Origin of the sequence: Paenibacillus campi, assembly GCF_034659835.1 — a bacterium.
GTDB classification, from domain to species: domain Bacteria; phylum Bacillota; class Bacilli; order Paenibacillales; family Paenibacillaceae; genus Saccharibacillus; species Saccharibacillus campi.
Map to the genome: position 1 here is coordinate 274,556 of NZ_JAXSQZ010000006.1, position 20,509 is coordinate 295,064.

Here is a 20,509-nt window from a genome sequence, read left to right on the forward strand (position 1 = left end):
TATGTCAGTAGCGTTTATGCATCTTTTCAACTTCTGCACGCAGTCGCTGGCGAAGCGATTCCGGCTCTAATACTTCGACAGCCGCTCCCCAGCTTAGCGTCCATTGTACTAACTCCTCGATGCGTCGCACCCGAAACGTCACTAGCCAGCCGTCGTCATCAGGTTCCAGTGATTCCATATAGAAATTTCCGGTCTCCTGCACCTGTGCTCCGACAGACGCTTCGAAGCGCATTTGTACGAGCACATGACGATCATCTAGCGATTTGCGTGCATGCAGATCAAAACCCGGTTGCACCTCAAACGTCTGCTCCAACACTGTCAACTCTCGCATACGTGATAGCCGAAAATGCCGAATCGCCTGCCGCTCATGGCAAAAGGCAACTAACATCCATGCCACCTGTGTAAATACCAACCCATACGGATCAACCGTGCGTACACTATGCCGTGACTGCTCCGGTTCAGATAAACTTTTAAAATAATGAAAATGTACGCTTTGCTTATGTAAAATCGCTCGTCGCAGCGGCTCCATTCGCTCCTTGTCTAGTGCAGTCGTGCCTGCCATGCGCTCATGCAGCAAGCGAATCGCTGAGCGTACCCGCGTCGCTTCGTCCTGCACCGGCTTCGTTAAAATCGCTTCAATCTTCTTCTGCGCATGACGCGCCTTCGTCCCATATTCCGCATCCAGTAGCATATGCACAAAGTCCGCACCAACGAGCAACGTCACCGCTTCTTCCGCCGTAAAACTAACCGGAGGCAGAAAATACCCGTCCAGCAGCGAATACCCTATCCCCGGCGCACCGATTACAGGAATGCCCGCCTCACTCAGCGCCTGCACATCCCGATAAATCGTGCGCACACTCGTTTCAAACTGCATTGCCAAATCTTCCGCTCGCCGCATGCCATAGCGTTGTAGCTCAATGACGATCGCCAGCATCCGGTCTGTTTTGTTCATATAGTGTTCATCCTTTCGGTATGAGCGCATGACCGTTGTACCGTATATGATGCTGATGGAGTTTCGGTAGTGGCTTCCATATAGTACGCTTCATAGTACGCTTCGAACCGTCATCAACACGTCATCGATTGTTTGCCCCCCATTCACATAACTGTTCCAGCACAGGCAGCAGCGTTTCTGCCCTCGGTGTGAGCGAGTATTCTACTTTAGGCGGAATTTGCGGATACTCCGTACGCTTTACCAGTCCGTCTGCTTCTAGCTCCTTCAGTTGTGCACTCAGTACTTTATACGTAATCTTCCCTAGCTGGCGCTGCATCTCATTAAAACGAACCGGTTGCCGCGCCGCCAGCAAGTACACAATCGCCAGCTTCCATTTACCGCCAATGACCGACATCGTATAACCGAATGGCGTGTCCGCAATAACTGTATCATTCCCTTTTAAGTCCATCATGCCCATCGTTACACTATCCTTTCAGATCGTACCTATCTTTAATGTGCGTACTACCGTATCATTTTTGCCCAGTTTATACTAGCCTTAATTCAAAGTAAAGGGGCTACGCTTATGACAACGATTCAAACGTATAACCACTCCCTATGGGATCACGGCATTTCTCAGGGCTATCGCGTCGACCACACCATTTATATTTCCGGTCAATTTTCCCATCATGCAGACGGCGAATTGGTAGGAACAGACAATTTTGAAGCACAAGTACGACAAACACTGCACAATCTGGATCGCGTATTAAAACAATTCGGTGTGACCAAATCCAACTTAGCCTATGTAGAGCTCTATTTAACCGATGCACAGGCACATGGAGAGATGGCGATTGAGCTGTTCAAAGCATACATTGGCGAGCATCGTCCAGCAGGCAGTATGATCGGTGTTACGTATTTGGCATTTCCAGAGCAACTGGTCGAGATTCGTGCTGTTGCGCATACCGGATAATAGCTAGTCAGGAGTAGATCGTAGAAAGAATCGCAGACGTCGAATGAATATCGTTGACAAAGGAGGACTGCCAGTGCAGTTGCTCCTTTGTCCGAATATTCTATACTGTGCGCATAAAGCTGGAATCGATGTTTTGAATCGCTTGCTTATTTATCTACCATCAAACCGCCGCATCGCTTCTTCTGTCACCGGCTCAAACAAATTCACCAGATTCCCATCCGGATCGCGAACAAGCAAGGAGCGATTGCCCCACGGCATCGTGGTCGGCTCTTGCACCCATTGCCACTGCTCTACCAATGTGTGCAAACGTACATATTCGGCTTCAACATCGTCCACGCGAAACTCTAAAATAACCGTACGATTGCTCGCTGCCTGCACCGCATCCATACCAAATAACTGCGCCGTCTGCGAATGCCCAATCGCTAGCGTACACGCAGGCAACACCAGCTCCGCAAATACAGGTGCAAGTCGCTCGGCTTCAACCCTCAACAATTTTTCATAAAATAAAACAAGACGATCGATATCGTCTGTAATGACACGTACAGAAGTAAAATTCAACGTCTATCATCCTTCCTTGTGATGAATGCAATTGCAAATGGTAGAGGGAGAAAGTAGAGATAGTATATATCGCTACTCCTGTGCTGCTCTCCACAGACACAATTATAAAAAAAGGCTACTGACAGCGTAATGTCAGTAACCTTTTCCAAAAATATTGCTCGTTATTTTCAGCAATCTGAATTAGTGTGCTCTCCTTATACTTCACATACTTCAAGCTTCAACAAAGCTTCAACTGTACAGTTTAATGTATAACCTCATTTCAATCCGTCTGTTCCAGCGCAAACGCAACCGCCGCCTCCGCATGCAGCCGTGTCGTATCATACACCGGAATTCGGCAATCTGTTTGACCGATCAGCATCGTAATTTCCGTACAGCCCAAAATGACCGCTTCCGCTCCCCGATCGACCAGACGATCAATAATGTCGATATACTTTTGCTTGGATGACTCATTGATTATCCCAAGACATAGTTCCTCATAAATTACATCATGCACAATCGCACGCTCCTCCGCCTCGGGAACGATAACGTCCAGCCCAAATGTATCAACTAGACGCCCTTTATAAAAATCTTGTTCCATCGTAAACGCCGTGCCTAACAACGCAACCTTGTGCACACGATCCGCCACAATCCGGCTTGCTGTCGCATCGGCAATATGTAGTAAAGGAATCGATACCGCTTGCATCACTTCAGCCGCCATTTTATGCATCGTATTCGTGCAAATGACAATCATATCTGCTCCACCGGCTTGCAGCTTTTGCGCCGCTTCCACCATCATCTCTGTCGCCGCTGCCCAATCCCCTCGATGCTGAAGGTCTTTAATTTGTTGAAAATCTACCGAATACATCAAACATTGAGCCGAATGATGCCCACCCAGCCGCCGCTTCACCGTTTCGTTCACGATCTGGTAATAGAGCATCGAAGATTCCCAGCTCATCCCACCGATCAAACCTATCGTTTTCATCGCATGCGCTCCTTGCTTTTCTTTTTAGGGATTTATCCAACTTCAATCGCGGAGTTGATCGTATTCATAATTTGCGTATAATTCGTAGTGAACAATATGTAGTTCCTATGCTTCGTCTGAATTGCCACCCGATCGGTCGTTCCATAGGGCATACCGATTCGAATCGCATCCGCTTCTTTGCCACCATACGTATCATCTAGTGAGACGCTAATGATGTCGGCAACTGGAATGACAATCTTGGTAAGTTGGTGCTTGATAATGATATCCTGATCTACTTTCTTTACGTCGAGTGCTAGCATGTTGGAATTCCTCCTTTGGATAAAACGGGATACGTTTATGATAGCATAAGTGGGAGGAAAATCCATTTTTAGCGCGATACATAGACGGAAATAAAGGAGACAGATAAGCATATAAAAACTTCACTTCGCCCGACCGAAGCATATCGCTGAAATTCTCGCTTTTTTGCTACAAAAGCGACCGGAACTGTAGTTACAAACCAAACCGCAAACGATCGATTGGACGGAGGAGATTTTAGAGCAGATGGGCGATTCTGATCCAAAGCCAGTCTAGGTTGCAGCATGGTAAAGTGTGTTCAGTTTAAAGAGTTTATTGCGTAATTTTATGACCGATATTACCGTCGATTTGGAAAATAATGTCTAGGCATTGTACATACTTTCGACTCGTCACTTGTACGCCAATTTCCACTTGAAACTCTCTCACGATCGTTTGTTAGAAATGCTCTCCAAATTCAATCATGCCACCGATAGGTCTGTAATAAAATCCTGTGCCAGTGGAATACTTGCCGTATTGTTGTTCCACGAGTGTTTTTTGATGATGCATGACCATTTCTAAAGCATTTGCACGTAGTTTCAAAGTGTGAACTCCTTTGGGGCAATGGTTAAAACGGCTATGAGATATATTTGATCCCATAGCCGACGATAACCTCAAGCCCCCTACACCAACCCAATCAACCCTTCCAATTCCTCCACCAACACCTTCGCCTTCTCAAACTCCCCAGCCTGCAACGCCAGCTCAATCTGCATCTCTACAGCCTTCTTCTTCTCCTCAGCCTGCAAATAATCTTTACTAAAATGGCTCGCATAGATCATCTGTCTGAACTTGCGCATGCTCATTTTCCGAATCGTCTGCTTATCGATGATTAGCACATAATCCATCCCGTTCACAACCGAATAAAAATCATGCGAAATCATCACAATTGCCCCTTTATACGCTACAATCGCTTTCTCTAAAGCCATTTGCGTATAAATATCCAGATGACTCGTCGGCTCATCCAGCAGCAACAGATTCGCTCCACTGGCAGCCACTTTCGCCAGTTGCAGCATATTTTTCTCACCACCAGACAACGATTCAATCTGCTGATTCAAAATTTCACCTTCAAAGCCATACGTAGCCAGGTATGCGCGCACATCATCATACGTTGCGAAGCCAGCTTCGATCAACTCGTTGAGCATCGTATTGGAACTTTGCAGCGTTTCGTCTTGAATTTGTGACAAATACGCTACTTTCGCATCCGTATTAATCGCAATCGCTTCATGGCGATTTTGCGCAATTTCACGCAGTAGCGTCGTTTTGCCGGTGCCATTGGCACCGATAATCGCCACTTTATCCGTCGCTCCAATCTCGAAGCTTACATTTTCCAGCAACAGTTCATCGAAAGTAACACCATAGCCCTGTACGCTTACAACTACCGCATCTGGCTCCAACGGCTGCTCCAACTCAAACTGAATCGTCGGCTGCTTCACATGTACGAATGGTGCTTTAATACGACTCGCTTCCAAGCGTTCCTGTAGCTTCATTCTCGCTTTTAACGCTCTGCCGCGGGATTCATCGGAATTGTACGTCGCAATCGTGCGTAGATTGTCGATAATGACTTCATTGCGCTCCACTTCTTCCGCTTCTGCTACCGCAATTTCCTGCATCTCAATCTTCGTCTGTAACAGCGAGAAATTATAGTCGATATATCGTCCATCGAACTGTTGCAGCTCTTTGTTTTCCAGATGAATAATTTTGTTAAAACAATGATTGAGCAGATAGCGGTTATGGGTGACGACGAGCAACATGCCTTTGTGGGCATTGATTAGCTTTTTGAGCGCATTTAAATTTTCAAAATCCAAAAATACGTCAGGTTCGTCCATAATGATCAAGTCCGGGCGCTTAAGCATTTCTTTCATCACTTGAATCAATTTGAATTCGCCACCGCTTAATGAAGATACGTTCGTATCTTTCAGTTTGATCAAGTTAGCAAGATTAAGCTGCTTATTGATCGTATTTTCAAAATTATGCCCATCGATCGCCTCGAATGCGTCCAGCGCCAATTGGCACCGCTCCATCAGCGCCTCCATATCGTCAGTCGTTTCCATTTCGGCGTAGATGGCGTTAATGTCATGTTGCAGCTTAATAAACGTTTCACCGATATAATCAAATACGGTAACCGCTTGTGTGTTGTCCATTTGGGAGAACTGACTAACATACCCGATCGTGCAAGCTGGATCGATCTCCAATTTACCGTCGAACAAATAGTTGTTAGGTTCCAGCAAAATATCGACCAGCGTACTTTTACCACTGCCACTCGTTCCGATAAAGGCGCAATGCTGACCTTCCTCTAGTGTAAATGAAATAGTTGTATACAATTCCTTCTGCGGAAAAGAGAAGGATAGTTTATCCACTTTGATCATTTGTGTTACCTTTCTTTGCAGCTAAAATGGGGGTTGATACTTGGATGTGCTGCATAACATCCGGTTTATGTTTGCCACTCCTCAGAGTACCATTGTTTATGTGGGAGTACAACGAATTTGTGGATCGTACGCGCGCCTAAATAGATGCGCTATCTACATCCCCCGATGAGCTTGCTTACCTATGCTACAGGTATTGCAGCAATGACGTATCCAACTCCGCTTTTCCCAAATACCCGCTACACAGCACAGGACGCCCGGCGATCTCATAAAATTTCTGCATATCCATATTATCGCTCCGACCCCAAACTTCAAATGAATCGAATTCCGCTTTGGAAATTTGATGATACTCCGGTGTATCTGTAAAGCCTGTTAAAACTTCATACGCATAAATATCGTCACCAAATTTGCCTACAGAGTGGTATCCGCCTTCTTTGAGGCGTACATAGTCTTTATAGCGGAAGCTCATGATGATCACGTAATAATCCGAGTCTATTGCGTCCACACTGACTTTCCATTCTGGAAAAAGGAGAAGGTCGATATTCAACAGTGTAAATCCGAAGCCAAAATTCATCAAGCTGCCGAGGATTACATCTACTTTTATATCTATCAGCGTTTTCAAGACAAACTCAAACAGCGCGCACCGGTTGAGTACCGATGCGCGCTCATAGCTTAGCTTTTTACATCTGTTTACTTGACAGGAGTATAACCAATTATCAGTTTTATAATTTAGATTTTAGAATATTACTTTCAGAATCTGATTGCGAACCGTTAGACTCCTTAAGAGCGGCTATTTCGTAAGGTATAGGCTAGATTCTCCACACTCTTTTACTTATTGCTCAGTACATTACCAATGAATTCATGATATATTTTTATTTTCTCTTTTATAATTAATCTTCTTGCATCAACTTCCATAAGTTCTTTTAATAAATGTGGGAGGTCAGATAAATCTTGTTCTGTTGGGACATCATCAGTCAGAGCAGCTCTATCTTGAGGAATAAGCTTCATTTCTTCATTATGCTCGACAATATCAATTAAGTTACCGTTTTCAGACTCACTTACCTCATTAAGCTCATCTTTACTAAGCTCAAATAAGTCCTCCTCTTTATGTCCTTTACTTTTAAACGAAGCATTTCTTGGATTATTTGCAAAAATCAAGCTTTGAATATGTTGCGGAACCTGATTTTTAATTTTATTTTTATAACGTGCTTTACACCCCGGCATTGATCTATCCAGCTTTTTACTAACAATTTGAAAAGCATCTTTCAATGTTCCAGACTTATCGCCCACTACATCTATAATTGTAGCTAAAAAATACTCATCTTCATTTGTTGTCCAAAATTTATTGATCAATCCATCCGCCTTCTTTCATCCTCTTTGATCCTCATTATAAAGGTTACAAAAGTAACAATTTATTGTCAATACTCAAATTATTGATACTCAATAGATTTGATCTTCATTAATAATTAAAAAAGTAACTTAGACCCATTAAAAACAGCTATTCTAATACAAATTACTTTTCTAAAGCTTCCTAGATTTGTAATCAAATCGTTTTTTAATCATTAGGATACGATATAGTATAAAAAGCTCAAGCCATTTATCTGCTTGAGCTTATATTGATTCCTTATCTAAAGCAGAACAGATTACTTGAAATCATTAACAGGCCCTTCATCCATGATCACTTCCACCATATCAGCCGCCCCCATACGCAGCTTCGGTCTAAACTCTGAACCTGGTCTGCTGTACAGCTCCAATGGGCTAATGATGACGCCATCTGGCGTATTATGCAAAATTCCGGGTACACATGTATATACCGTATTTTTATTGTTGGCATTTTTGGCGGAAATCGTGACAGAGGTGCCATGATGATTATCGATACTCATCGACACTTTATATTTATAAAATGAGCCGGTTCCATTAGACTGAGCGGAATATACGACAGGCACGACGGCAACGATATCATCTCGTAGCCGTAATCGGATCACCTCTGTCTTGATCGCCTGTTTGTCTCTCCCCACATCGCCCATATGCTCGACCGCACCATCACCAAAACTTTGCAAAGGCTTTACACCTTTCGCCCCAAACATAGCAACATCGATCTGCTTGCCTTGTTTCGTATAAACTAAAGCATAAATATCATAATCCGTACCAGTCTGCCACGATACCGTAGCTGTAATCTCCGGTGTTTTTTCGATTATAACGGATGTTTGTCCTTTTTCCAGATTGATCATACCGGTTACCTTTTGCAAATTGATCGATGAAGATAACGGATGTTGTTGTGATGCAGGAGTAGACGTAGGTGGAGCAACTGGCTGTGCAGACACAGAGGTAGGCGCAACAGGCGGTTGAACGATAGGTTGAGGTGCAGATTGAGGTGTAGATGAAGCTACATGATTGGGAATCGTTGGGGATGCAGAAGATTGATGCGGATCATCTACTTCAAATTCCACACCATAATTGTTGCACAAACCTTCCAACCCGGAATGAAATCCGCGCCAGATCGATTTGACTTTTGTTTGACCGTTTCTGAGATACAATTCTAATATGATAATCCCATTTTCATTGGTAAATGGGGACGGTATGAGTTGAATAGTTGTATTTCCGGCGGTGATCTCTGCTTGCAAATTGTGCACATTCGCAAAGCCGGTGTTGTTATCCTCGGTCAATGTGACCGCTATTTTGGTAATGCCGACAGGAACTTTGTGCAGCGCAAATTGCAGCTTATGCACTTTTGTATTGCCAATTTGCTCGGATGGCAAAAGAGTGGCTGTACCGGAAGCGCTAGTTGGTTGATTGTAGAAAATGATGCCGCTATCGCCTTGCACTTTGTCGGCGTCGGTGAGCAGGAATGCGGTTAGAGAGATATCAATGGAAGGAGATAGGTCGTGACTGATCGTAATGTGACCGTTTGCAGCATTCAAATTAGTATTAGCACCCATTGGAAGAAATTGATTCATTTCAAAATCACTCCATTCGTTAATGGCTTGTATTCCGTTTGTTTGTGTAAACATAACAATTAAAACTATGTACTAACCCCCTTATATTAACACATAAAGGAATTAGTTAGGATATGCATATAGGTACAATTAGAATGCTGTTTGGACAGCCCTATTTTGCCGAGTAATCTTCTTAGATATCGCTTTGCTTAACTGCCACGCTTCATAGCGGCATCCCACGCTTTGAAATATGCATCGATCGATGAATAGCGATCCTCTTTATGCACACTGACCGCTCGCAAAGCAATTTTAAATAACTGTTCATTAGCTTGCCATGTATCAACGTTCCGCTCTGTCCCACCGCCAAACAGTTGGAAAGCTGTGGCGCCCATTAGGAATACATTCGACCTTTCATCAATCTCCGCCCCTAGTTGGTATTCCTCTGGACACATATAACGACTTGAACCCCACATACGCCCCATCGTGTTTATCACTGGACGTTTTGCATAAAATTCGATATCACAAATTCGGGTTTCCCCCACAGCAAAATCATACATGATACAACCGTCATAAAAGTCCAAAGCAATATATCCTTTTTCATTGGCATGGATATGAAACAGCAAAATGTCAGCGTACATATCAAATTTCTGCGCTAACGGCAGCGCCAAAAATTTCGCATACGAATCGTATTGCCTGCCCATGCAATCTCCTTCAAACCATTCAAATACGGTTAGATAGCCACCTTGGATCGCCTTATGTTCAATCATTGCAATCAGGGTCGGGTGACGCAAATCCTCATAAACTGAAACGGTAGCTTGAAGTCGCATAATCGCCGTCTGTGTACTGATCGCGCTGAATACCGTTGCTGCACCTGCTACTTTGATAAAAAGCTTCCGCTGATCATTATGCACACCAAAACAGATATATCCAGAATCTTGCCTGTCAAATACAGCAAACACTTTGCCATATGCAGACAGAAAATGAAAATCAAAGTCTGCTTGTAACTGAAACGTCATTCCATCGATCATTTTAGTGATCATCTCGCCCCTCCCCCTGTTCCGATCAATCTTTGCCAAATGCCTCGCCGCACTATGGACTTGCTCCGCAAACAATAAAATTCCTCATGAATTCCCACTTTCATTCGTGTAGTATATACGGGCATAATACGATCGTTTGATGGATGATAGGACTAACGATAACTCTACTTGTGTACGTTCCTATACACAGCGCAGCTTACTATAGCAGGTCTAGCAACGAATAACTATGTTAAACTATGACAACAGCAACACTTATTTATATACTATTCATCCTATGCAAAAAGGAGCCGCCATGCCTCATTTCCAGCAACAACGAATACTATCCTTATTCGCACCCGTTATTCCAGGTGCAGTCCTAATCATGCTCATATTCTCCCTAAATTATTTCCAATTTGCACTCGTCGAAAAATTCCTGCTGTTTGCCGCTTTTGTGATTGTCCCTCTAGTCATTTTACTATTAAACTATGACGCCAAACACGCCTGGCAACAGACGATCTATACGGCAATACAATGGTTTCAGTTCCCCGCCGCATTGCTTGCCCTCTTGTCTGTAATGAGCGCTAAACTATGGGGATTACAAGGTACCGTTATACCGGGCACACTCTCACTTGGTTGGCTATTGCTCACATTGCTGCTCGGTTTGTATGGGCTAGCTACGATAACCGTACATAAAGGAAAAACAGCGGAAATTGCGATCGGCGCAGGACTTGTTTATTTTTTTATCGGAGGCATTTGGTTTACTTTATATCAGTATCAATTCCATCTATTCCAGGCTCATCCCGCAACACACGCATTAAGTGCGGTTCACTTTCATTTTTCATCAGCAATCGTTCCGATTTTTATCGGCATGCTGGGGCGGATGATGACGAAGAAAAGCTGGTATCCGTGGGTCGTGGCGATCGATATTATCGGGCCGATCTTGATCGCGATCGGTATGATTTGGTCCAAGCCACTCGAATACATTGGTGTTACGCTGTTTGCTTGTAATATCTTCGTTTACACCACCTATCTGCTGACATATTTAAAGCGAAACATGCTATACAAAGCGGCAAATTTGTGTTTAATTGTTTCTTGCCTCGCCTTTTACACCGTTGTCGTCGTTTCCATGTTGTATCCGCTGCTGAAAAGAATGTTTAATTTAACGATTTTTGATTTCATTCCCATTTACGGGGCGTTACATGCGTTTGGCTTTGTATTATGTGGGTTGATCGGATGGGTATGGATGGCAGGTTGTTTTCGGGGAAATCGTACGCCAATGCCACTAGATGCGTGAGCTCATTTGTGAACGATTATAGTAGAGCATGTCTTCAAACTGCTTTAAAAACCGTCTGATGCGATTAGTTTTGTTTAGATGACGCTGTGCATGTGGCTCATCTTATTTGTAACGTAATTTTTCGCACTATAACATGACGAGCATAACGATTTGAACATATCATCTAGTAGCTTGTCTCAAATCCTCCAAGGGTTACGTTCATCTGAAACCTGTACGATTCAAGCAGGTTTCAGATGAATGCAACCTTACATCTTTCTGAGACAAGTCACTAGTAAATTGTCTCATATACATTGACGGTTTGTCGATCTAACCATTGCTTGATGATGAATAGGTTAAGGTACGTTCAAATACAATTTTCATTTGAGACAGACTACTAGTGGGCTGTCCAGCTTAAATTCATGTCGGATGGACTACATCTTATGAAAAAAACACTGCAATCGTAGCCTCAGCCTATGTCTGCTATACAATATCAAACTGCCTATTTAACGCGATCAGTCTACTAGCCAAACAGCTTCCGTCCGATAAACATGTACATTTCTACGGCACTTATTCACCCAACTTCCACTTTCCTATATCTCTCATCACCTCTACTTTCTAGTATAATAATTCGATATAACCATCATTTTAAAATGAGCCTGCCTGCGGTTTGTAAGCTATTTTTATAGCCATTTAAGGTAGGAAAAAGGAGAATCGTTATGGAATATCATGTATCCATACATGGAAATGATCGGAACAAAGGAACAGCGGAGCAACCGCTACGTACGATATCGCGCGCTGCTGCTTATGCGCTCGCTGGGGATACGGTCATTGTACATGCCGGCGTGTACCGGGAATGGGTAAATCCCGCGCATGGAGGAACCGCCGAGCATCGAATCGTCTATCGTTCGGCAGGCGATGGGGAAGTGGTCATTACAGGCGCGGAGCAGATTACGAATTGGCAGTCGGAAGGAGATGATGTGTGGAGTACCGAAGTGCCCAATTCGCTCTTTTCCGTACGTAATCCGTTTGAAACCGAGCTTAGTGGAGACTGGTTGTTTGATGGACAGTTCCCGGTTCATCTTGGCGATGTGTATTTGGATGGGAAATCATTGTATGAATGCGCTAATATTGAAAGCGTTCGCAAGCCTAGCGTTTGGTCGGAAGCGAAATATCCCGACGACTCACTGTTAACATGGTATGCCGAAGTCGGTGCGACGACAACAACCATCTGGGCGAATTTGGGCGGGAAAGACCCTCGGCATGAAAATGTCGAAATCAACGTGCGTCCGCATTGCTTTTGGCCGGAAAAACCAGGGCTTAACTATATTACTGTAAGCGGATTCACCCTTCGTCAAGCCTCTCCTCAATGGGCACCGCCGACGGACTACCAGGAAGGTTTGATCGGGCCGCATTGGAGCAAAGGCTGGATCATTGAAAACAATACGATCAGCGAATCGAAATGCGTTGGCATTAGTCTCGGTACTGCTATCGGTACAGGGCATCGGCAGTCGTTGGAGCAGCAAAGTAAAGGTGGAACGCAGCGGGAGCAGGAAGTGATTTTGCGAGCATTACGCTCCGGCTGGCATAAGGATACGGTCGGCAGTCATATCGTGCGTGGCAATGTGATTCATGATTGCGAACAGGCAGGGATTGTCGGTCATATGGGCGCAGCGTTTAGCCACATTTATCGGAATCGGATTTACAATATTCATCATAAACGACTGCGCCACGGTGCAGAAGTCGCCGGTATTAAACTGCATGCTGCATTAGATACGCAAATTAGTGACAATACGCTGTATAGCTGTTACCGTGCACTTTGGCTCGATTGGCAAGCACAAGGGACACGAATTAGCCGCAATGTATTTTTTGATAACTTGTCGGAAGACCTGTTCGTTGAAGTGTGTCATGGGCCGTATATGGTCGATCATAATCTGTTTCTGTCACCGATGAATTTCCGAAATATGGCGCAAGGTGGAGCATTTGCACATAATTTGTTTGCAGGGCAGTTTGTCGTTCGTGCCGAGGTTACTCGGACTACACCGTATCATTTTCCACATGAGACAGCGCTGGCGGGGTACTCGAATATTACAGGTGGCGATGATCGCTACTATAACAATATATTTTTGGGTGATGGTGATGAGGACGCTAAGCGGGAGCCGGTTCCGATTACATTTTTTGAACATCTTCCGCTTAAACCGAGGGATGAAGCTGGAGCGGATGGCAAGACGGTAATGGATGGTGTGCCGGATGATTCGATTTGTTATTTGCATGCTGTCGGGTTGGGTGGCTATAATCAGCATCCAAATGTAAAAGATAAGCGGTGGTGGGAGTACACGAAAGAGGAGCTTATCGAGCTGGGCGAGGCGGCAAAGGACTTTTTTATCGGCAATGCGGTGCTTCCGGTTGCGATGGGTGGGAATATGTTTCTGAATGGGGCGGTTCCGAGTCGGCATGAAGCTAGGACGGAGAGTTATACAGGAAAAGTTGTTCATGTTGAAACTAATGCTGCGCAAGGTACGGTTAAGATACATATTCAGACACATGCGTCTGAATTGATTCGGGGACAATCTGGAACTGCGATGCTAGTTACAACAGAGCTGCTTGGGAAAGCGTATCATGCAAATATGGGATATGAGGAGCCGGATGGCAGTTCGTATCCGTTGGATACTGACTTTTTCGGGACAAAGAGACTAGATGGCGTTGTGACGGCGGGGCCATTTGAATTTACTGAACATGGTGCGGTTGAGTTTGAGATTTAGTTTTTTAGAGAAGATTCAGCCAGTTTGGGTGGCTGAATCTTTTTCATGTGTGAAATTTCTACTTCGCTTATCGGTCTAGAGGATTTAATAGTAAAATTAAGTAATAATTGTAGGATGGTCATTAATGCTTCGCTCTCCTTAAGAGAGTTCTTTTTTCACCGGGAAATGTCCATTCTACTTATGGTATAGCTCTCCATATTATTTATAGAATTAAGTAGCGGACGCTAGGTTGAATCTTTAGAACTGAGCCTTATTATTTAGTAAATAAACTCTCGTAGATAGTTCTAATTCTAGAGTTACTCAAAATTAATGTTAGGTCAATAGCGAAGTGGCATAAATCGAATTTCATTGATTTTTAGCTTGTCAGTCTTCCCAACTTGCGTTGTGGTGGTTCCATTCACCAAAAAAATCCCTTTCATCCAGTACATGATTGTAAATCGGTTTGAGAAAAACACGAATGAATTCCATTACTTCTTGAAAAGTAGGCGAATCATCAGGCTTTAAATTCCTAATGAAGTTACTCCACATTGTTAATCGACGCTTGTCATTGTAGAACTCTTTAGCAAAAATAATATGATCTTTATCAGTAATCGTTGCCCTCCGCTTAAACGTTTCGGAAACTGCCTTGCACAAGTAAGACCCCTCAAACGAATTGGTTCGTGCCAGTGTAAAGATATCATAGAAATCTTTCATTCGACTGTTCACAACTGATAAGGAAACCATCGCTTCAAACTTTTCAGCAATGACTGATTCATTCGTGCAAACCAATAATTCCGATGTACTCATATGAGGTAACAGTACAGGATAATGGATTGTTTGCGGATTGGGGATGATAACATCACCAAAACCAATGTCCAACTGTAGTCTTTCTTTCATGTTACCAAGTGAGCAAGGAATTGTAATGCGCACACCTTCATACTCAGGTCTTCTTTAATGATCATATGTTGGGTCTGTTCAGTATGAAAAACAATTCCGTCATTTTCAACATCATCAGGCTGTAACTTACAAATATCCATAATAATATTCGCCAAAATAACGGAGTCATTGCTTAACCTTCGACCAGAGAAATCCATATCCCTCGTCGGTCTAGATTTGAATTTTGTGACTGACTATAAATATAATCCACCTTTAAGGATGAAATTTTCCTTATAGTTGGACATGGACAAGCGTTTAAGAAAACGTTCCTGATAGTAAAGAATAGATATTACATTAAAGGCTTTGTTATTTTCTTTAGCAATATTCTTAAGTTTATCAATCACAGAAGCAGCGATGTTCGTAACCAATTACAACACCTCAAGATAATTATTTAATATAGATTTAACCCTCATTTTCTCCGCATACTGAATTAACTTACCATAATTGACCTTTCTATGAGTGAAGTACTGTTTTAGGCTTTCCTTCACGATATTAGTATCCAGTTTGTTTCTGAACTTTACGACATCGCAAATAGTCCGTTCAAGATCGTAAACTTTTACAGAATGCCCACTTATACTGAACTTCTCAATGCCTATACCGAATGTATAATTATCAAAATAGTGCAGACGAATTGGTGGATAAATTGGAAGTGACGGTTTGCTTTCCTTCCTTGATATTGCAAAGTTATACTCACTAGGGGTAAATGTACTTAGTTCATGATGAGCCAATGCGGAATAGAGACATAGTACCCCTCTAGGTACATACAATGCCGCTTCCACCATATCATGCAACTCTTTTTTGACATCTGATAGCGCATAAAGTCCACGTTTTACTTTTGTAATTATACCCATTTTCTCGAGCTTGTTTAACTGATAATAACTAAACCCTTTTTCCCGAAGGGAAGCTGAATCAATAATCCCGTTATGTTCCTTAAATAGTTGTTGTATGTCCGAGTTATTTTTATAATTATTGTTCAAATCTACCAGCTTATATTGTTCCTTAATCGCTAAAATAAAATCATCCATACTATTAATATTAGGATTTTGTCGTATAATCTCAAAAAAACTTTCTTCCGTAAGACCAGACTGTTCAAAACTTTCTTTTATTTGCTTTAGGATGATATCATCCAAATCAATCACCTCCATTATTTATTATAAATATATACACATAAAAATAAGTGTATATATTTTGTTTAATATTAAAATCATTTTTAATGATTTTTTAAATAAATAGTATACATTTATAAAAAAGTGTTAATCGTTTTTGAAAATAGGGAGAATTTTCAAAACGGAATTTTTATTGAACATATGATTGCTTGTACTTTTAATAAAGGATACGTTTACTTAATACTAATCCATCTTCTCGGCTGCAATCGATTAATGGATACTCATACGATTGTGTTATATCTTACATTCGCTGCATATTGGCTCTCAACTGGCCGGAAACTTCCTCTGGAACACCCAACTTCGCCTTCCTACTACAAAAATACAAAAACGCCCTATTTACCGATTCTCAACAATCAGTAAACAGGGCGCTTGATTAAAATCGATCCTCACCATCTACAGCCAAAAGTTCCACACAACGTCTACACTACTTACTCCGGAATATAAGGCAGATCAAGCAGCTTCGGCACATTGATCACATGCTGTTCTGTATACGTGCGAATACCTTCTGTGCCATATTCGCGACCAACTCCGGATTGCTTAACGCCGCCAAATGGGAACCGCACGTCCAGCCCCTGAACGGCAGCGGTATTAATCATCGTCGTTCCGGCTTCGAGTTGACGCGCAACCGAAATCGCATCTTCCTCTTGCCCCCACACCGAACTCGTCAATCCGTAGATGCTTTCATTGTGCAGCTGAATTACCTGTTCTTCATTATCAAATGGCAAAATCGGAACTGTCGGGCCGAACTGTTCTTCCACCACGATCGGATCATGCACATCGCAACCGAGCACGAGCGTCGGTTGCACATAGTATCCTTGCTCAAACCGCTGCTGATCCAAAATGCGACCAAGCGGGATCACCTTCGCCCCGCGCTGCTTGGCATCTTCGACCAGACTTAGCACGTAATCCCGCTGCTTCACATTGTTGACCGGTCCGACTGTCGTCTCTGGATCGAATGGATCACCGATGCGAATCCAGCGATTTGCCGCCTCGATATATTTGTCCACAAACTGATCGTAGATCGAACGGTGTACATACACACGTTTAGCGATCATGCAAATCTGCCCAGTCGTCAAGAAATTGGAAACGACAATCCGACGCATCGCGCGCTCATCTTCCACATCAAAGCTGTCCAGGAAGATCGCTGCATCATTGCCGCCAAGCTCAAGCGTCATCTGTTTAATTGTGTCCGAAGCGGCTCTCATAATATGCTTGGCGGTTTCGGTTCCGCCTGTAAAAGCGATTTTAGCCACATGGGCATTCGTAGTCAGTTCAGCGCCCACATCGGCAGCCCCATGCACGACATTAATGACGCCTGCCGGGAATTCGCTTGCGATAATCTCCGCTACTTTTGCTGCTGCCAGCGGCGCATACGGACTTGGTTTAAGCACGATTGTATTACCCGCCAACAAGGCAGGAGCGATCTTGATCGTAGACAATGCGATCGGATAGTTCCACGGACTAATCGCAGCGACTACGCCGATCGGGTCATACGAAACGATCGTTTTGCCGTGATCATGCTCTTGAACCTCTCCTTGCAGAGCCGCTGTCGCTTCATTGCAAACAAACTCCATCCACATTAACGAAACATAAATTTCGCCGTGCGCATCATATAGCGGTTTACCATGCTCTCTAGATAGCAAATGCACAATTTCGTTCTCGGCTGCTCTAATCTTCGCGATCGCTTTGCGCATGCTTGTAATGCGGTCTGCGATGGCGGTTTTCTTCCATGTTTGAAAAGCTGCTGCCGCTGCTTCGATCGCTTCGACAGCTTGTTCTTTGGTCGTGACAGGGAAATAACCGACGATCTCGGTCGGGTTAGCCGGATTCTCTTTCGCTAATTGGGAAAGCGACTTTACATTCTGTCCATTGATCAACGCTGCAACGGTGATGACGTTAACAGCATCCTGGTCTGCTTGAATTGTCATTTGATAACCCCTTTTTTATCTAAATAGATTACGTCCATACTTCGTCGGCAATTTCTTTCACATAACACAGCTTACGCCATTGTTCGTCTTCGGTTAAAATATTGCCTTCTTCCGTCGACGAAAATCCGCATTGCGGGCTTAAACAAAGCTGTTCCAGCGGCACATACGTAGCCGCTTCAGCAATCCGGGCTTGGATATGTGCTTTATGTTCTAACTCACCGGTTTTGGATGTGAGCAGACCGAGCACGATTTTCAGGTCTTTTCGCTGCAATTGTTCATACGTGATGCTATCTGCTTTATATAGTTCACGCGCCTGACTCAAGTTGCCAGGACGTAAAAAGCTACCTACGTGATCGTGTCGAAAAGGGATCATATGACTTGCTCCTGCTGTTTATTGTAATGAGTATAACATGAGTGAAAAGAAGTGCTGTCATACGAAAAAGGCATGTCTGGTCATACTTTTGGGCTATAGCTAGCGTTTCGTTTAAGTGTATTGATCATTCGTACACGTTCGTATACGATCGCTGGCAGCGACATAGCTATAGCAATCGTTCATCGATTGTCGTATTTATGTATAATATAGTTCTCCCCACGATATAGCTAAACACAAAGTGCAGTTTGACCATACAATATATCTATATCCAAACACAAAACCACTCCGTATATGGAGTGGCTTCTTTAAAAATAAAAGCATCATATCTTCAATAAAGCATCATACCTTCAATCGTCTTAACCGGCAAACGAAGCATACAGGTTCACGGGAAATTAAAGCTAGAAAAGTCATTTAGGTGCATCAGCTAACTTAATCGAATCTGTCGGACATCCGTCCACCGCGTCATGCAGATCGTCTTCCAGGGCGGCAGGAATTTGGGTCGTTCCGCTATTCCCGTCACCGGCATAGATGACTTCCGCTAGTCCTTCATCATTGTATTCGAAAATATCGGGAGCTGTTGATCCACAAGCCCCGCAAGCAATACAAGTATCTTGATCTACCCAAGTATAAATAGCCATACTAAACTCTCCTATTGATCATAATACTTTGTTTCATTTTAATTTATAATATAAGCGTCTCATAATCGTGTAACGATATACAGGTTTAAACGTACTTAACCGTATTCATGATCAAGCGATTCGTAGCCAGGCATATTCTCAATTAGAATGAAACAAGCTAGTCGTCTAATCTACTGAAATATCATTTGTGCTATGCAAACGTCATATTGCTGCTGTGACCAGGCGATAGCTTTGCTTCCGGATTGATATACACTATCGCATTGTTGACCGCCGTTGGTGCCTCGCCGAAGCCAGCGGCAATCAGCTTCACTTTGCCAGAATAATGGACGATGTCACCTGCCGCAAAAAAGCCCGGTATATTCGTCTCCATACGCGTATCCACGACAACCGATCCACTTTTGATCGCCAATCCCCACTCCGCAATCGGTCCAATCGAAGAAACAAAGCCGTAATTGACAATCACCTCATCCACCTCGATCTGCCGTTCTTGCCCGGAAGTCGTATGGCGCAGTTTTACCTTCTCCACAGTGCCTTCTCCGTGAAGCTCATCCAGCTCCCAAGGCGTCTGTATGTCTACGTTCGAACTTCTCAATTTGTCGATACTGTGCTCGTGAGCACGGAATTTATCGCGCCGATGCACAAGAATGACCTGTGCTGCTACCGGCTCAAGCATCAGTGCCCAGTCCACCGCGGAGTCACCGCCGCCGGTGATCAGCACTCGCTTGCCCGCGAATCGCTGAATATCACTTACGAAGTAATGCAAATTCCCCCCTTCAAATCGTTGCGCTTCCGGCAGGTTTAGGCGGCGCGGCTGGAACGCTCCCGCTCCACCTGTCAAAATAACCGCCTTTGCATAATGGATGTTTTTGTCCGTTGTGATCGCAAATTTGTGATCTTCCAGCTTAGCGACCGAAAGTACCTTTTCCTCCAGCTGAATGTGTACCGGAAATTGTCTCATCTGCTCGACAAGCCGATCCACCAGCTCCTGTGCCGTAACTTTGGGAAATCCAGCCACATCGTAAATATATTTCTCCGGATATAGAGCCGCTAATTGTCCGCCCAGTTGTGGCATGCTATCAATAACTTTGACGGTAGCCTTCCGCATGCCGCTATAGAAGCAGGCGAACAACCCGACAGGCCCCCCTCCGATAACAATTAAATCCGTTGTCTGTTCCATTATGCACGATCTCCCTCTCCGTACTATATTGTGCGATTCGTTCGACCAAGCCTTGAAAGCGGCAGATAATATTTATGTTGTCCATAGTGAGCTAGCCAACAATTGGGATGACACGTTACCGGTTGCGGCAACGGTATCGACCACAAGCATCTGTGCGAGCTTTGGCATTGAAAGGTCGCTCCTAAAGCTACAAATCATCAAGTCGTCACTCTGCGATA

The 20,509-nt window shown here is 43.8% G+C and carries 20 protein-coding genes and 1 pseudogene; 4 read left to right on the top strand and 17 right to left on the bottom strand.

Annotation, left to right across the window (positions count from 1 at the left end; translation table 11 throughout):
- Window positions 1–4: 4 nt before the first annotated feature.
- Window positions 5–952: a helix-turn-helix transcriptional regulator gene (locus U1I11_RS15785; protein WP_322907105.1), complete on the bottom strand. Its 948-nt coding sequence runs from the start codon at window positions 950–952 to the stop codon at window positions 5–7.
- 121 nt (window positions 953–1,073) lie between these two features.
- Entirely contained in the window at window positions 1,074–1,409 is a 336-nt protein-coding gene (locus U1I11_RS15790; protein WP_322907106.1) for a winged helix-turn-helix transcriptional regulator, read from the bottom strand.
- Window positions 1,410–1,514: 105 nt separating this feature from the next.
- Here U1I11_RS15790 and U1I11_RS15795 point away from each other — a divergent pair, with 105 nt between their 5' ends.
- A complete protein-coding gene (locus U1I11_RS15795) occupies window positions 1,515–1,898 on the top strand; it encodes a RidA family protein (protein WP_322907107.1) in 384 nt (127 codons plus the stop codon).
- A 150-nt stretch (window positions 1,899–2,048) separates the two neighbouring features.
- Here U1I11_RS15795 and U1I11_RS15800 read toward each other — a convergent pair whose 3' ends face one another.
- The 6 genes from U1I11_RS15800 to U1I11_RS15825 all read right to left on the bottom strand — a co-directional run bounded on the left by U1I11_RS15800 (window position 2,049) and on the right by U1I11_RS15825 (window position 6,732).
- Window positions 2,049–2,456, bottom strand: a complete 408-nt coding sequence (locus tag U1I11_RS15800) for a VOC family protein (RefSeq protein WP_322907108.1) — start codon at window positions 2,454–2,456, stop codon at window positions 2,049–2,051.
- 259 nt (window positions 2,457–2,715) lie between these two features.
- Window positions 2,716–3,417 (bottom strand): aspartate/glutamate racemase family protein, encoded by a 702-nt coding sequence (locus U1I11_RS15805; RefSeq protein WP_322907109.1) that lies wholly within the window; start codon window positions 3,415–3,417, stop codon window positions 2,716–2,718.
- A gap of 32 nt (window positions 3,418–3,449) precedes the next feature.
- Window positions 3,450–3,716, bottom strand: a complete 267-nt coding sequence (locus U1I11_RS15810; protein WP_322907110.1) for a SunI/YnzG family protein — start codon at window positions 3,714–3,716, stop codon at window positions 3,450–3,452.
- A gap of 430 nt (window positions 3,717–4,146) precedes the next feature.
- Window positions 4,147–4,290 (bottom strand): NUDIX hydrolase, encoded by a 144-nt coding sequence (locus tag U1I11_RS15815; protein WP_322907111.1) that lies wholly within the window; start codon window positions 4,288–4,290, stop codon window positions 4,147–4,149.
- An 80-nt stretch (window positions 4,291–4,370) separates the two neighbouring features.
- Window positions 4,371–6,113 carry an ABC-F family ATP-binding cassette domain-containing protein gene (locus U1I11_RS15820; RefSeq protein WP_322907112.1) on the bottom strand — a complete coding sequence of 581 codons (1,743 nt, stop codon included), beginning with the start codon at window positions 6,111–6,113 and terminating at the stop codon, window positions 4,371–4,373.
- A 184-nt stretch (window positions 6,114–6,297) separates the two neighbouring features.
- Window positions 6,298–6,732, bottom strand: a complete 435-nt coding sequence (locus U1I11_RS15825) for a hypothetical protein (RefSeq protein WP_322907113.1) — start codon at window positions 6,730–6,732, stop codon at window positions 6,298–6,300.
- Between U1I11_RS15825 and U1I11_RS21690 the strand changes: the two genes are divergently transcribed.
- A complete protein-coding gene (locus U1I11_RS21690; protein ID WP_416235628.1) occupies window positions 6,679–6,786 on the top strand; it encodes an IS3 family transposase in 108 nt (35 codons plus the stop codon). The two genes, U1I11_RS15825 and U1I11_RS21690, sit on opposite strands and share 54 nt — an antisense overlap.
- Before the next feature lie 152 nt (window positions 6,787–6,938).
- Here the strand turns inward: U1I11_RS21690 and U1I11_RS15830 are convergent, their stop codons facing one another.
- The 3 genes from U1I11_RS15830 to U1I11_RS15840 all read right to left on the bottom strand — a co-directional run bounded on the left by U1I11_RS15830 (window position 6,939) and on the right by U1I11_RS15840 (window position 10,086).
- Window positions 6,939–7,463: a hypothetical protein gene (locus U1I11_RS15830; protein ID WP_322907114.1), complete on the bottom strand. Its 525-nt coding sequence runs from the start codon at window positions 7,461–7,463 to the stop codon at window positions 6,939–6,941.
- 290 nt (window positions 7,464–7,753) lie between these two features.
- Window positions 7,754–9,067, bottom strand: coding sequence for a TerD family protein (locus U1I11_RS15835; RefSeq protein WP_322907115.1), 1,314 nt, complete (start codon window positions 9,065–9,067; stop codon window positions 7,754–7,756).
- Window positions 9,068–9,255: 188 nt separating this feature from the next.
- On the bottom strand, window positions 9,256–10,086 hold the full coding sequence (locus tag U1I11_RS15840) for a serine/threonine-protein kinase (protein ID WP_322907116.1): 831 nt from the start codon (window positions 10,084–10,086) through the stop codon (window positions 9,256–9,258).
- 289 nt (window positions 10,087–10,375) lie between these two features.
- Between U1I11_RS15840 and U1I11_RS15845 the strand changes: the two genes are divergently transcribed.
- Together U1I11_RS15845 and U1I11_RS15850 are read left to right on the top strand one after the other, a co-directional pair.
- Complete coding sequence (locus tag U1I11_RS15845; RefSeq protein ID WP_322907117.1) at window positions 10,376–11,356, top strand: YndJ family transporter; 981 nt, start codon at window positions 10,376–10,378, stop codon at window positions 11,354–11,356.
- A 695-nt stretch (window positions 11,357–12,051) separates the two neighbouring features.
- Window positions 12,052–14,094 (top strand): right-handed parallel beta-helix repeat-containing protein, encoded by a 2,043-nt coding sequence (locus U1I11_RS15850; protein ID WP_322907118.1) that lies wholly within the window; start codon window positions 12,052–12,054, stop codon window positions 14,092–14,094.
- 363 nt (window positions 14,095–14,457) lie between these two features.
- Here U1I11_RS15850 and U1I11_RS15855 read toward each other — a convergent pair whose 3' ends face one another.
- From U1I11_RS15855 to U1I11_RS15880, 6 genes and pseudogenes are all read right to left on the bottom strand, one after another.
- Window positions 14,458–14,970 (bottom strand): nucleotidyl transferase AbiEii/AbiGii toxin family protein, encoded by a 513-nt coding sequence (locus tag U1I11_RS15855; RefSeq protein ID WP_322907176.1) that lies wholly within the window; start codon window positions 14,968–14,970, stop codon window positions 14,458–14,460.
- A gap of 407 nt (window positions 14,971–15,377) precedes the next feature.
- On the bottom strand, window positions 15,378–16,139 hold the full coding sequence (locus tag U1I11_RS15860) for a type IV toxin-antitoxin system AbiEi family antitoxin domain-containing protein (RefSeq protein WP_322907119.1): 762 nt from the start codon (window positions 16,137–16,139) through the stop codon (window positions 15,378–15,380).
- A 464-nt stretch (window positions 16,140–16,603) separates the two neighbouring features.
- Complete coding sequence (locus U1I11_RS15865; protein WP_322907120.1) at window positions 16,604–18,103, bottom strand: aldehyde dehydrogenase family protein; 1,500 nt, start codon at window positions 18,101–18,103, stop codon at window positions 16,604–16,606.
- A 28-nt stretch (window positions 18,104–18,131) separates the two neighbouring features.
- Window positions 18,132–18,374, bottom strand: a pseudogene (locus U1I11_RS15870) (5-methyltetrahydropteroyltriglutamate--homocysteine S-methyltransferase); the annotation flags it as partial.
- Between the two features lie 509 nt (window positions 18,375–18,883).
- The gene (locus tag U1I11_RS15875; protein ID WP_322907121.1) at window positions 18,884–19,114 is read right to left on the bottom strand and encodes a ferredoxin; all 231 of its coding nucleotides are present in this window, start codon (window positions 19,112–19,114) and stop codon (window positions 18,884–18,886) included.
- Window positions 19,115–19,304: 190 nt separating this feature from the next.
- Entirely contained in the window at window positions 19,305–20,291 is a 987-nt protein-coding gene (locus tag U1I11_RS15880; protein WP_322907122.1) for an NAD(P)/FAD-dependent oxidoreductase, read from the bottom strand.
- Window positions 20,292–20,509 lie beyond the last annotated feature (218 nt).